At 58.7% G+C, this 14,214-nt stretch carries 9 protein-coding genes; 6 read left to right on the plus strand and 3 right to left on the minus strand.

Annotated elements, in window-relative coordinates; all coding sequences use genetic code 11:
- Positions 1-547 precede the first annotated feature (547 nt).
- Positions 548-2,122 (plus strand): ATP-binding response regulator, encoded by a 1,575-nt coding sequence (locus ABH944_RS09540; RefSeq protein ID WP_404606493.1) that lies wholly within the window; start codon positions 548-550, stop codon positions 2,120-2,122.
- 54 nt (positions 2,123-2,176) lie between these two features.
- Here ABH944_RS09540 and ABH944_RS09545 read toward each other — a convergent pair whose 3' ends face one another.
- Positions 2,177-2,866 carry a LuxR C-terminal-related transcriptional regulator gene (locus tag ABH944_RS09545; protein WP_404606494.1) on the minus strand — a complete coding sequence of 230 codons (690 nt, stop codon included), beginning with the start codon at positions 2,864-2,866 and terminating at the stop codon, positions 2,177-2,179.
- Between the two features lie 1,114 nt (positions 2,867-3,980).
- Here ABH944_RS09545 and ABH944_RS09550 point away from each other — a divergent pair.
- From ABH944_RS09550 to ABH944_RS09565, 4 genes are all read left to right on the plus strand, one after another.
- The gene (locus ABH944_RS09550; RefSeq protein ID WP_404606495.1) at positions 3,981-5,915 is read left to right on the plus strand and encodes an SMP-30/gluconolactonase/LRE family protein; all 1,935 of its coding nucleotides are present in this window, start codon (positions 3,981-3,983) and stop codon (positions 5,913-5,915) included.
- 511 nt (positions 5,916-6,426) lie between these two features.
- Positions 6,427-8,682 carry a catalase/peroxidase HPI gene (gene katG / locus ABH944_RS09555; RefSeq protein WP_404606496.1) on the plus strand — a complete coding sequence of 752 codons (2,256 nt, stop codon included), beginning with the start codon at positions 6,427-6,429 and terminating at the stop codon, positions 8,680-8,682.
- Positions 8,683-8,981: 299 nt separating this feature from the next.
- The gene (locus ABH944_RS09560; RefSeq protein WP_404606498.1) at positions 8,982-9,788 is read left to right on the plus strand and encodes a DeoR/GlpR family DNA-binding transcription regulator; all 807 of its coding nucleotides are present in this window, start codon (positions 8,982-8,984) and stop codon (positions 9,786-9,788) included.
- The gene (locus tag ABH944_RS09565; RefSeq protein ID WP_404606499.1) at positions 9,785-10,936 is read left to right on the plus strand and encodes an MFS transporter; all 1,152 of its coding nucleotides are present in this window, start codon (positions 9,785-9,787) and stop codon (positions 10,934-10,936) included. Before ABH944_RS09560 ends, ABH944_RS09565 begins: the two co-directional genes overlap by 4 nt.
- A gap of 54 nt (positions 10,937-10,990) precedes the next feature.
- On the opposite strand, the gene ABH944_RS09570 is transcribed toward ABH944_RS09565, so the two are convergent.
- A complete protein-coding gene (locus ABH944_RS09570; RefSeq protein ID WP_404606501.1) occupies positions 10,991-11,716 on the minus strand; it encodes a DUF2968 domain-containing protein in 726 nt (241 codons plus the stop codon).
- Between the two features lie 181 nt (positions 11,717-11,897).
- Positions 11,898-12,770 (minus strand): LysR family transcriptional regulator, encoded by an 873-nt coding sequence (locus ABH944_RS09575; RefSeq protein WP_062091362.1) that lies wholly within the window; start codon positions 12,768-12,770, stop codon positions 11,898-11,900.
- 290 nt (positions 12,771-13,060) lie between these two features.
- Here ABH944_RS09575 and ABH944_RS09580 point away from each other — a divergent pair, with 290 nt between their 5' ends.
- Complete coding sequence (locus ABH944_RS09580; RefSeq protein ID WP_404606503.1) at positions 13,061-14,026, plus strand: sugar ABC transporter substrate-binding protein; 966 nt, start codon at positions 13,061-13,063, stop codon at positions 14,024-14,026.
- Positions 14,027-14,214 lie beyond the last annotated feature (188 nt).

Here is a 14,214-nt window from a genome sequence, read left to right on the forward strand (position 1 = left end):
CGGAAGCAAACTACTACCGGCAACTCTCTAATCAAACTGTCCCAATGACAGCGTAACTTAAACCCAACAGCCTCCACGGAACCCGGGGCGGTTCAAAGGCGGGTGAAAGTGATGGCAGGAGAACACAAAGCTAGTACAACGGAGCGTAGCTGCACTTGATTCCCGGAGGCCTGCTATGGCATCCCGTATTCAAACACGACGTGATTCTGACGCGGGCGAAAAGCCCGGGACCGGCTCATCACTGTGCGCGGGTGAAACGGCTCACAAAATTGGGCGCCGCAGATTCGCTGAATGTGTGAATCCTTTTCTGGGACCGGTTGCAGCACTCAGTGCTGAGCAGAATCTCTTTGTCAAACGTGAGTTATTGCAATCGCTGTCCCGTCGAGCGGTATGTTGGACCGCGCTAGTGTCGGTCGGAGCCTCGCTGTTGTGCGTATATGGATCGTGGATCAAAACGTCAGATAGCTATCTTTGGTTCCGTGTCGTCTGGATCCTGGGACTGTGGGGGATAGCCACTCCCATGGCGGCATACTTACTGAAAAGGACCATGGCGCTCCCGAAGCACGCCGGCGCCAACGCAGTCGAGCAGATGCACTGGGCATGGGCTGCAGCCGTCACACTGACATCGTTCTGGTGGGCGGCGGGTAGCTTTGGGCTAATCCCACCCGATTTCTCGGACCATGCTCCCTACATCAAATTGGCCAGTTCCGGCTTCCTTGAGTACACGCTAATCAGCCACACATTTACCTTGCTGCTGCTCGCACCCAGTCTTCGTGCGAATTTAGGTTCATTCGTACTCGGCGCTATCCCGTTCGGATTTAGCTTGGGACCACCCCTATATATTTACCGGCCGGCAATGCTAGGCTTTTACACGGCTCAACTAATTGGTTATTGTTTCCTCGCGTGGTTTATTTTTTACAGTCAGAAACGCGCCTATGTTAAAGAAATCATTCTCGATGAGGCGCGAGGGCGGGCTGAAGCGGCAAAGGCGGAGAAAAACCTGCTTATCGCTGCAATAAGCCATGACTTGCGCCAACCGCTCACGACGCTCGGTTTGAAGTTAAATTTCATCGAACGGAGCATTAAATCGGCCAATCTGGCCGAAGACGTCTCGATTGCGCAAAGGCAAGTGGATGCAATGGAAGGCATGATCAACGGGGCGCTGGATATCTGCCGCCTCGAGTCCGGCACCTGGAATGTAGAAATTCAGGAGGTGGCGCTGCCTTCCCTTTTACGCGGCATAGTCGTGGATATGCAGCCGCTGGCCGCAGCGAAGGGGCTGAAGTTAAGACTCCATAGCCGACCCTATCTGGTCCGTACGGATCGATATGCGTTGGACAGGATCGTCCGGAATATGGTGATCAATGCGGTCCGTTACACGCCTTCCGAACAGGGAGGAAAGAGCGGACATATTCTGGTGAGTTGCCAGAGGCGTAGCGACCGCGTAAAGATAAGCGTCTGGGACAACGGGATCGGTATTCCTGAAGGGAGACAGGCGGATATCTTCAAAAGCTATGTACAGGTCAATAATCCCGAGAGGAATCGCGAAAAAGGGTTCGGCCTGGGTCTGTCCATTGTCCAGGGTCTCGCGAACCTTCTTGGTCACACACTGGACGTGGACTCCACACCAGGACGGGGATCGCATTTTTCGCTGACGGTCCCCTTCATAGGACTCATACCGCCAGAGTTGCTCGGGGTTCAAACGGTTGAAAACGGCGACCCGGACTTGACCAATATGGTCGTGGCGATCATCGAGGACAATAGCGACCTGAGAATCGAAATATCGATGCGCCTGATCGAGCATGGATGCTACGTCGTGGCGGGAGAATCATCATCCGACGTCATCGAGCAGTTGCGCATTGAGGCTTTGGCAGATGGTCCACACTTCATCCTCTCTGACTACCGGCTGGAAAACGAGGACGGTGTGGCTGCGATTGCGGCGGTCCGCGCTGCTACCGGCACTTCGATCCCTGCGATCCTGTGGTCGGGGGACACCTCGTCAGCTGTGCTCAAAAAAGTCGCCGTCAGTGGCATGAAGCTTTTGTCGAAACCCGTTTCGGAACAGACCTTATTGACCGTACTTGCAAAACATAAGCCAACAGCAGTGATCAAAGGCGGGTGAAAGTGATGGCAGCGGACATAAAGAGTGGGTAGCAGAGATCTTCATGACACGCCCCTATCTGCCCCCCCTTCCAAGGGCCAGTTCGGCATTGACTCTAAGTGCAGCTTCAACGCGGTTTCTGACTTGAAGTTTGTCGTAAATAACACATGAAACCTGTCTGACATGTCCCTCGGAGACGTTAAGCTCTCTTGCGATCTGTTTCCCTGAGAGGCCACGTGCAATGCAACGCGCCAAGTCCCACTCCCGCGGAGAAAGTCCAAGATGATGCTGATTCCGGCTAGCTGAAGGCGTTTGTGTCGAGCAGGCAAAGCGCAGCAAGACTTCTTCCGGAATCCAGAGTTCACCTCCTAAAATCCTGCTCAATCCAATGAACATTTTTTTGTGCGCGCCGCCTTTCAAAAGGATTCCTCGAGCGGAGTAGTCACGCATGCACATTCGCAAAATTTCAACTTCATGATCGTTTCCCGGAGCGAGTCCCGTGCAGATGACCACCGGAACATTGGATGGATTGCCTGCCTGGAAATGTTCAAGCGTAGTGGCGCCACGGTTCTCACCATCCAGATTAAGATCCAGAAATACCAGGTCCGGGGGAGGTGTCTTGTTTACTTCTTCAAGCGCGCTGGCAAGCGTAAATACGGGCGTGATGTCGATTGGGGTTGCGCTCAACTCCGACGCGTGTGTTTGGACATATTCGGAAAGCGCAACGCAAAGAATTTCGTGGTCATCGACCCATAGGATTTTCATGGTCGCTTCCCCTCTTTAATCTTCCGAGAAAAGAAATCGATCGCGCGTTACGTTTGTGCGCAGCACTGCTTAACAGCTTAGCATATCGGGCGAGCCGCAGAACCTTGAAAGATGGACAGGGCGCTTTCCGCTTGGGGGCAGTCTGAGCTACCCCACCGCCTTCGTTATCGCCCAACGGAGGCATGTTATTCGTCGAATCGAAGGAGATCCATATGAACTCTGTGTGTTAAGTGCCCCGGCGCATTTCTCACGCTACCTGGTCGGGATAAGCATGTCGTTACTACGCGATTGTCTGGTGGAATTTATATAAACGAACCGGAAAGATTGTGGGTGATCCAGGAATATGCGTCGAGTCCGTCAGCGAGTGAACGAGCGCTTTGGAGCGGGTCGAACGTCCTACCTTGGACCCAATTCAGGCAACTTCGACCGTTCTCCCACGCGGTCACTCCCCCTTCGTCCAGGCAGCGGTTATCGAAGGCGCCCTGCTTCGACGGGTCCTCGGCCCAAACATTCATACATCGATCCAATGCCTGGCCCAACCGCACCGGGTTCATGAACAGATTGTCGACGTGAAATTGACCCCGGTCGATTCGCCGCGTTTGCGCAAACTGCGATATTGGGGTTCCCGGCGACCACGACTCATTCATTCACGCCGATGACATCGGATTAAGGCCAGCCATTTATTTTCATTTTTTGTTGACAACTTTTCGACTATTTTAGATTTGCAATCAGTTATCGCGGTATGTCCTTAGCGGGAGGCTATAAAGTTGTTACCGGACGGTTTTTTCGAGAATTTAGCCCTTTGTAAAATACAAAGGGCACATGGCCTATGCGCTTCAGAACTGCGTTGACGCTAAGCAATAAAAACGGTCGCTGGACGCTAGCGCCAAGTTCATTTTCTTTATCCGGCCGCCGTTCTGATTAATCCGCATGCGCTCGCCGCTGGGGCTTCAGCGATTGGCATCATTGCAATCACTGCTCGCGGCAGCCCGCATAACGCTTGCATAACGCTTGCGTCCCCGGTATCCGCGCGGCCTCGAACCACACGCTGCTTAGTGCCCGCGTCAAAGGCAATCAAGCGCCCACACCTTCGATCATCAGGCGAACATTCCTCATGTTAAAAAAATGCATCCGTGCCGTATTGACTGCCGCTGTGCTGATCGCGGCAATTACATCGGAATCTCAGGCGCAGTACACCACGGACTGGGTAGCGAACACATATGGAACGAGTTCCACCTATGTTGGTAATGGTGCCCGTTCAATGTGGGTAGCGCCTGAAGGAATCATTTATACGGCATCCCTGTGGGACGAAAACGAAGGCGGGGTCGCCATATACGGCAATCGCCAAAACATGGGTTCCATCGGTTTGCACAACGAGTTCCAGGGCAGCGCCATTACGGGCAATGCAACCTCAATCTTTGCTGCCTTGCAATATGACAGGACGAATGGCAGCGGCTGGGTTGGGCGATATAACCGGACCACTAAAACACGCGACCTCGCCATCTCCGTCAGCGCAACCACGACGCAGACGCGTGGTGATGTCATCACCGGGCTCGCGACATCAGGTTCCCTCCTCTATGCAAGCGACTTTCCTGGAAATCGCGTGCGGGTGTACAGCACCGACGGTGTCTGGCAAACCGATATCAACGTTGCAGGTCCTGGGGCGCTCGCCCTGGACAGCGCCGGCAACGTCTGGGTCGCGCAAGAGAATGCCGGCACGATCGTCGAATTCAGTCCTTCGGGCGCCGCATTGAATACGATCCAGATGCCCGCCACATCCCGCCCGTCCGCGCTGTATTTCGACTCAACGGCCGGACAGCTTCTGGTCGGCGACGAAGGGCCCGACATGAACATCAAGATCTACCAGATCGCCGGTGTATCAACTCAGCCAACCCAGGTCGGCACATTCGGCATTCAAGGCGGATATCTCGACACAACGACTGGAATCAAAGGCCAGGTCGGGGACAAGCGTTTCACCCGCGTTGCGGGCATTGGCAAGGACTTCGCCGGCAACCTCTATGTACTCAACAATCCGTGGGGCGGAACCTGGGACCTCGGCCGCAACGGCAATACCGACATCCATGCCTACGACAGCTTGGGCATCCTGCGATGGAAACTTCAGGCGCTGAACTTTGAAGGCAACGGCGCACCTGACCCCGCCACAGACGGCGCGTACTTCTATGGCGGCTTCAACGTCTACACCGGCACCGCCGGCGGAACGTTCGTGGCAAACACCGTTGACCCGATCGACTATCCGTCCGACCCGCGAATCGACATGAACGACACGCAGCGCGGTCAGCACTTCGCGCAAATTGCCACCGTCGGCGCCAACCGGATCCTTGTGGCAGCCGGCCAGAATCCGGGCATCTTCTACTTCTTCCACTTCAACGCGGCCAATGGCTACATCGCCATACCGGACGGATCCCTGCCGGGCACGGCATTCAATTCGACTACATTGATCACGGGTGGATTCTGCCTCGACAGCAACGGCAACGTCTGGGCCGGCCCGGACAGGACGAACATGATCTACTACTACCCGTTGACCGGCTTTGACGCCAATGGCAAGCCAAGCTGGGGAGCAGGCATTGCATACGCCACGCCAAGGTCCATCCTGCCGTTGACCGGGATCATCTACCTCCCGGAAAGCGACACCATGATCCTCGCGCAAGGCATAGTCGGCAGCACGGACTGGACGTCGATAGGAACAAGGGTCGAGGTGTATCACGGCTGGCTCGCAGGAAACCAGAGCTCGCCGAATCCGGTGATCAACCTCACCAGCGCCAATCCGAAATCGATCACGGCAGCCGGCAACTATCTGTTCGTCGGATATGTGCATACCGTGCCCAACATCGACGCTTTCAATCTCTCTACGGGCAACCTCGACACCACCTTGATCAATGCCAATCCGACGACGGTGGATGTAGGCAGTGACGTCGATTCCATGTATGGCCTGAGGTCATATCTGCGATCGACCGGTGAGTACGTGGTCACGAAGGACAACTACAACGAGTCCAGCATTATTGTTCATCGCTGGACTCCCGGGTCATAGGCGGACTCGTTGTGAGCAGTTGAGGCGTCGGACCAGATCTTGTGTATTTGAAGCGTTGCCTGATGCTGCATCGAAAGTTGCTGCACCGTGTCAGACAGCCGGATGCAATCCGTCACCGTAAATGTGTGAGACGCCTGGCTTCACGAAGCTGTTGCAGAAGCCGCCCTTGTTGCGCCTATAGTTATCAAGAATCGATACAAAAAAGCGCTCGCGACGAGTCACGATATAGCGGCGACCTATCAACGGCATTGCACGAATCTAATTCTGTTGATGGTCACACAAGCTTATATTTAACTGGAGTAGGCTCGCCAGCGCGAGCAGTGCTCTTTAAATGTACGCTACAACATCACTTGCGGGAATTTTGGATTGCGCCTCGGGTGATCAACAGCAAGAGCCCACCACGGGATTTCCCGGCAGACCCGCGGGCGCGGGGTTATCGATGCAATGCACCATGAAAGCCTGACACCCCTAAAAAATAAGTAGTGGGTATGTCCTCTCAAGGAGATAACGCATGTCAAATGAAGCAAAGTGCCCGTTCAATCACGCCGCCGGCGGCGGCACGACGAACCGCGACTGGTGGCCGAAACAACTGCGGGTGGACCTGCTCAGCCAGCACTCCAGCAAGTCGAACCCCCTGGACAACAGCTTCAACTACGCCGAGGCTTTCAAGAGCCTCGACCTAGCCGCGGTGAAGAAGGATCTTGCGGCACTCATGACCGACTCTCAGGATTGGTGGCCGGCGGACTTCGGTCACTACGGTCCGCTATTCATCCGCATGGCCTGGCACAGTGCCGGCACGTACCGCATCGGCGACGGCCGCGGTGGTGCCGGGCGCGGCCAGCAGCGTTTTGCTCCGCTCAACAGCTGGCCGGACAATGTCAGCCTGGACAAGGCCCGGCGCCTGCTCTGGCCGATCAAGCAGAAGTACGGCCAGAAACTCTCGTGGGCGGACCTGCTGATCCTCACCGGCAATGTCGCGCTCGAGACCATGGGCTTCAAGACCTTTGGTTTCGGCGGCGGTCGTGAGGACACGTGGGAGCCGGATCAGGACGTTTACTGGGGCAATGAAAAGACCTGGCTGGGCGGCGACGTCCGCTATGGCAAGGGCGCCGCAGGCAGCGACGACGAAGGCGTGATCGTGGCCGACTCAGAGCTGCACGGCAGCGAAACCAGCCGCACCGACAGCGGACGCAACCTCGAGAATCCGTTGGGCGCCGTGCAGATGGGCCTGATCTATGTCAACCCGGAAGGTCCCGACGGCAATCCTGATCCGCTCGCCGCGGCGCACGATATCCGCGAAACCTTCGCGCGCATGGCCATGAACGACGAGGAAACCGTCGCGCTGATTGCCGGTGGCCACACATTCGGCAAAACGCACGGTGCGGGTCCTGCGGACAACGTGGGTCCCGAACCCGAGTCCGCCGATCTTGAGAACCAGGGGCTGGGCTGGAAAAGCAGCTTCGGCAGCGGCAAGGGTGGCGATGCGATCACCAGCGGTCTGGAGGTCACCTGGACCAGCACGCCGACGCAGTGGAGCAACGGCTTCTTCCAGAACCTGTTCGGCCACGAATGGGAACTGACCAAGAGCCCCGCCGGCGCCAATCAGTGGGTCGCGAAGGATGGCGGCGCAACCATCCCGCATGCTCACGATCCGTCGAAGAAACAACTGCCGACGATGCTCACCACCGACCTCTCGCTACGCTTCGACCCCATCTACGAGAAGATCTCGCGGCGCTTCCTGGAGCATCCTGAACAGTTGGCGGACGCCTTCGCCCGCGCCTGGTTCAAGCTGACCCATCGCGACATGGGACCGCGCGTGCGCTACCTTGGACCGGAAGTGCCGGCCGAAGAGCTGTTGTGGCAGGACCCCATTCCGGCGGTCAACCATCCGCTGGCCGGAGAGCATGACATCGCGTCGCTCAAGCAGAAGATCCTGGCGTCGGGGCTGTCTGTGCCGGAGCTGGTGTCGACCGCCTGGGCGTCGGCATCCACCTTCCGTGGTTCCGACAAGCGTGGCGGCGCCAATGGCGCGCGTATTCGCCTCGCACCGCAGAAGGACTGGCAGGTCAACGAGCCCGAGCAGTTGTCGAAGGTGCTGAAGGTCCTCGAAGGCATCCAGGGCGAGTTCAACGGCGCACAGTCCGGCGGCAAGAAGGTCTCGCTGGCCGACCTGATTGTGCTGGCTGGGAACGCAGGCATCGAGCAGGCAGCGAAAAACGCCGGGCATCAGGTAACCGTGCCTTTCTCGCCGGGCCGCATGGACGCCTCGCAGGAACAGACCGACGTGGAATCCGCCGCGGCGCTCGAGCCGGCCGCCGATGGTTTCCGCAATTACCTTGGGGGCAAATACAAGGTACCGGCCGAGGCTTTGCTGATCGACAAGGCGCAATTGCTGACGCTGAGCGCGCCTGAGATGACGGTGCTCATCGGCGGCTTGCGCGCGCTGAACGTCGGCGGGAAGAACTCGCATGGCGTATTCACGGACCGGCCGGGAACGCTGACCAACGACTTCTTCCGCAACCTGCTCGACATGGGTACGGAATGGCTGCCGGTCTCGTCGGCGCGAGACGTGTTCGAGGGGCGTGACCGCAAGACCGGCGCGAAAAAGTGGACCGGCAGCCGTGTCGATCTGATCTTCGGATCGCACTCTCAGCTCCGGGCCCTGAGTGAAGTCTATGCAACCGAGGACGCGCAGGAAAAATTCGTCCACGACTTCGTCGCCGCCTGGGTCAAGGTCATGAACCTCGACCGGTTTGACCTCGCCTGAAGGTGGCGTCGCCCCGTCAGGATTCTCGTCCTGACGGGGCTGCCCAGCCACCACACAAACGCATTTATCCATGCCCGGTGCGGTTCCTTTACATGGGACCCGCACCGTTTCTTTGCGCCCTGAATAATCGATGACGGCTCCCTGGACTGCCAGTTCTGCTGAGCGCAGTGGGGTCGAGCACGTCCACCACGAAATACGCCCGTCAAAATAGTTGCCTCCATTCGCTCGTTTACGTTAAATTATGCTCGATTGTGCTCGATTCAACGATGAACGGATATTTCCCGGCGGAGACCGACAGCATGCAAAGAACCCGGCGTGACGCCGTAGACGGGTTGCTTCCCGACGAACGCGCAAACCTGATTCTCGAGAGGCTGCGAACGCACGGCCGCGTGCTGGCGGCCGAACTTGCGCTTGAATTCAACACGTCCGAACACACGGTTCGCCGCCATCTGCGTGACCTGGTGGACGCGGGTCATTGCAAACGGGTGTACGGCGGGGCGCTGCTGATCTCGCCTTCCGCACCGGCCGGGTCTACCCGCCTGCGCGAAGCCGCCGACCGGAAGGCCCAACTGGCCGCTGCGGCGGCGTCCATTGTCCGGCCGCGGCAGATCATCCTGCTCGATGCAGGGTCGACCAACGTCGCTATCGCGGCGGCGCTCCCGGATAACGCGGGCTTGACAGTCGTGACGAATTCGCCCGATGCCTGCTCGCGTTTGCTCGATCGCCCCGGTTTCGATGTCATTCTGATCGGCGGCCGGATGAGTGCGCGTGGCGCGGGGTCGATCGGTTCCACCGCGCTTTTGCAGGTTCAGCAGATCAAGGCCGACCTGTGTTTCCTCGGCGCGTGCGCCATCGACCCGGACGAGGGTGTGGGTGCGTTCGAGGCGGAGGAAGCCGAGCTTAAACGTGCGATGGTCAAGTCAAGCGGCCAGGTCGCCATCGCAATGACCTCCGAGAAGTTGATGACCGCGGCGCCCTTCTTCGTGGTGGGGGCGTCCGGCGTTGAGCATCTGATCGTGGAGCCGGATGTCCCCGCGCAGCGGCTAAGCGAGTTCGAAAAAATCTGCGGCAGCGTGATCGTGGCTCACGCGGGGGCTCGACCATGAAACCGGTTGCCGAACGTATTGCCACCACGGCTGTGTTTCTCGCTAACGGGCTGGGCATAGGCGCGTGGGCCGTCGAAGTCCCGCGGATCAAGGAGTCGCTGTCGCTTAGCGATGCATCGCTGGGGATTGCACTGTTCTGTTTTGCGTTGGGCGCGATTGTCGCCATGCCGCTTGCCGGCCGGCTCGCGTCGCGCTCTGGAAGCGGCCGCGTCACCGCACTCCTCGGCATTGCATTTGTTGTTGCCCTGCCCTTGCCTGCGCTGGTACCTGACTTCGCTTTGTTATGCGTCGTGCTGTTCACGTTAGGCGCCGCGAACGGGGCGCTGGATGTATCGATGAACGGACACGCCAGCGCAATCGAAGGGGAATGGCGGGCACCGATCATGTCGTCTTTTCATGCGGCCTGGAGCATGGGTGGTTTGTTGGGGGCGGCGGGAGGCGCGGCGCTTCAGGCTAACGGCATCGGCATGATGGGCGGATTGCTGCTCCCCGACCTCGTGATCGGCGCGCTCATCGTGACAAGCGCTTTAGTGGCGCTGCGGGATATCGGCCCGCGAGTATTGGCTTCTGCCAGCGGTTTTGTATTGCCTAGCGCGGGCGTGATGAAACTCGCTGCCCTTGCCTTTCTCTGCATGCTGATGGAAGGCGCGGTGGCGGACTGGAGCGCGGTGTTCCTGCGCTCGGCACTCGACACGCAGGCAAGTGCGGCGGCGCTCGGTTATTCGTCGTTTGCCTTTGCGATGGCGGCATGCCGCGTGGTTGGCGATGTATCGGTTCGACGCCTGGGCTCCAGCGTCGTGGTTGCGTCGGGAGGGCTGATTGCGGCCCTTGGTCTGGCGCTGGTGCTCGGTTATCCAAACGTAGTGACGGCTTGCGTGGGGTTTGCGCTCGTGGGCATTGGCCTTTCCAACATCGTGCCGGTGATCTTCAGTGCGGCGGGCCGTTCGACGAAAACGCCGGCGGTGGGCGTTTCGATGGCTGCCACGGCGGGTTATGCCGGCTTTCTGATAGGACCGCCGCTGATCGGGCTGGGCGCGGGTTTCCTGGGTCTTCGGCTGGCGTTGTGTGCGCTCTTGCTAGCCGCCCTGATTGTGTGTCTGGTGGGCGGCAAGGCGGTGAGCCGGGCGAATGTCGAACAGGCGATTTAAACGCCGGCTAGCGGACGGGGTTGCTGTGCATCAACTCCGACCGCTCCCCCAAAATCACTGCGATGCGGGCATCAAATCCGCATCCGCCTGACGCTGAAGATCCTGCACCCTGGTCTGCAACACGCGCAATTCAGCTTGCGCCGCGTCCTGCTGCGCCCGCAACGTCCGAATAGCTTCCTGCTGCTGTGCCTGACGATCAACAACCTGGCTTTGCTGCGCGCGCGCCACATCGACATCGGCTTGCAAGCGGTTCGCGCGGTTCTGCTGCAATGCAATCAGCCGGTCCGAGAAGGCGTTCTCAGCCTGCAACTTCTCGCGGCGGATTTCCGAATCGGCGAGCTGGGCCGTGGTCTTCGCGAAGTCCGCATACACCGCTTCTGCGCGGGTATCGGTCTGCGTCTTGATCACGCGCCAGAATTTCTTTTGCTGGAACAGCGCGACGTAATATGTCATCTGGTCGGGATAGAACAACATGCTCGCACCATAGCTGCCGTTATAAGTGGTGCGCATTTCTATTACCTTGCCGTCGCGAATCATCTGCTGCAGCTCTGTAATACTTCCATTCCCGGGAGCTTGCGGTTCGTCAGCCGCGCCATTACTAAGCAAGCTGCGCCGCGCACTTGCGTCGCCAAGCGCATTCCCCGATACCGACGACGAATCCTGCCCGGCAGGCCCTGCCGCTATCGCATTGGTTGCAGTGGTGACCGCACAAGCCGCCGTGCAGACCACCGCGCCTGCCAATAGAACTACCCCGTACCGCCATTTATTATTGGGTTTCATGGAATTTCCGAGTTCTTTGAACAAAGCGAAACCGACCGGATTATGGCAGATGGAATGCCCCGATATTTATCAGCCGCGTTCAAAAACCGTGTCCTTTAAATGGACACATCGAAGCAACCGATAATCTCCATGCCCACTGACCGGTCGCGGCAACTGCCGAACCGCCGGGCCACGCCCTGAGTCACCTGAAAATATCGGCGACAAGGTTGGACACCGCCCGGATGCGCTCGCTCCCGCGCAGCGCCGGGTGCAAGACCATCCAGACATCCTGGTCCAGTTCCCTGATATGCGGTTCGATGCAGACAAGATCGCTGGTCGTGTCACCCGCCAGTTGCGCGAGCACACCCAGCCCCGAGCCGCCCAGCACGCCGTCGAACACGCCCAGCACATAGCTGCTCCGAAGGCTCGGCGCAGGCGCACCCGGCAATGTCCTGAGCCAGCGCGCCGCGGGATGATCGCCCCGGCGCTCGTCATAACCGACGAAGGACAGCTTGCTCCATTCCTTCTTCTTGATGGCCACCTTGTGGCGAAGGTAATAGTCTCGCGACGCATATAAACCAAAGCGGACCTTGCCGATCCGGCGTACATACAGGTCGCCCTCGTCCGGGCATTCCGACCAGATGGCAATGTCCGCTTCGCGCCGGGCGAGGTTATACGGTTGCTGCGAGGTCAGCACTTCAATGGCCAGTCCCGGAAACCTTTCCTGGAAGGAACCCAGCAGCTTCATCAGGATGTAGGACATCCACTCGACCGCATTGATCCTGACCGTGCCTTCAAGACCATGAGAACCCGTGACATCCCCTGCCCGCTCAATCTGGTGCGCCAGCGCCTCCATCTGCTCGGCCCATGCAAGCACACGCTGCCCGAACGCCGTGACTGCGCAGCCGGAAGGCACGCGGTCAATCAGGGGTTCACCTAATCTTCGTTCAAGCTCGGTCAAGCGGCGCGACAGCGTGGCCGCGCTAAGATCGCACGCGGCAGCGGCGGATCTCATGGTTCCCTCGCGGGCGATGGCGAGTAAAAGCCGCAGGTCGTCCCAGTCAACGTGTTCCATTTTTGAAACGCTCGCTTTCGATTTTAGAGGTAGATTATCGCGAATCGCGAGGATAGCATTAGACCCCGATGGGCCGGTTTGCCGCTCGTGGTCGCCGTTCGCAGATTGCGGCTCGCAGTTTGCGGCCGATACACGCCACGGCTCATGCATCGGGTTTTCGCGTTTCAGCGTTAAAGCAAGGCGGCAACAAGAAGGTCCTTTCAAATTGATTACCCGGCTAACTGCCTGACCGACCAAACGACTCGCCGGCTACTCCTCAGTAGACCGAAGAGCAAACTCATGGAGACTTTATGACCCGCAAGGCCAACCCAGCACGGCGCCGTGTACTCGCTGCAACCGCGGTATTTGCCGCATTCTCGTTGTTGCCGGTGTCGTCGGCATTCGCTCAGGCGGCGAAAAAGCCCGTCGTCGCCCTTGTGATGAAGTCACTCGCCAATGAGTTCTTCCTCACCATGGAAACCGGCGCGAAGGACTATCAGGCACATAACGCGAGCAAGTTCACGCTCATTTCCAACGGCATCAAGGACGAAACCGATACCGCGAACCAGATTCGCATTGTCGAGCAGATGATCGTCTCGAAGGTCGACGCGCTCGTGATCGCCCCCGCTGACTCCAAGGCGCTCGTCCCGGTCATCAAGAAGGCCGTGGATGCCGGGATCATCGTGGTGAACATCGATAACCAGCTTGATCCGGACGTGCTCAAGTCGAAGGACCTGAACGTGCCCTTCGTTGGCCCGGACAACCGCAAGGGTGCGCGGCTCGTCGGCGATTACCTGGCCAAGCGGCTGAAGTCCGGCGATGAAGTCGGCATTATCGAAGGCGTGTCGACCACGACCAACGCGCAACAACGCACCGCAGGCTTCAAGGACGCAATGCAAGCAGGCGGCATGAAGGTTGTTGCACTGCAATCCGGCGACTGGGAAATCGACAAGGGCAATGCGGTGGCATCGCAGATCCTGAACGCGAACCCGAACGTCAAAGCGCTGCTGTGCGGCAACGACAACATGGCGATCGGCGCGGTTGCTGCAGTGCGGGCAGCCGGCAAGGCGGGCAAGGTGCAGGTCGTCGGTTACGACAACATCAACGCCATCAAGCCCATGCTCGCTGACGGCCGGGTTCTTGCCACCGCCGATCAATACGCTGCAAAGCAGGCGGTATTTGGTATCGACACGGCTTTGAAGGCGCTCTCCGGGCACCAGAAGCAGTCGGAACTGTCGAGCGTGGTGGAAACGCCGGTCAACCTGGTCACCAAGTAAGCGCATCAAGTCATCGGGTAGGCGCTATCGGGTGTGCGTCGTCGCGCTTGGCTGCGGCGGCGCATACCTGAACGCCGCATGAGCGTAGAGTGTTCCGGCGCGCCCGGCTTTGGTTTTACCTGTTCAAACGTGTAGTACGCCCCGGCTCTTTGCGGCCGGGGCGGTACTCGCATTCAAGTACCCGTCCC

The sequence above is a fragment of the Caballeronia udeis genome (genome assembly GCF_044909315.1).
GTDB lineage: Bacteria > Pseudomonadota > Gammaproteobacteria > Burkholderiales > Burkholderiaceae > Caballeronia > Caballeronia udeis_A.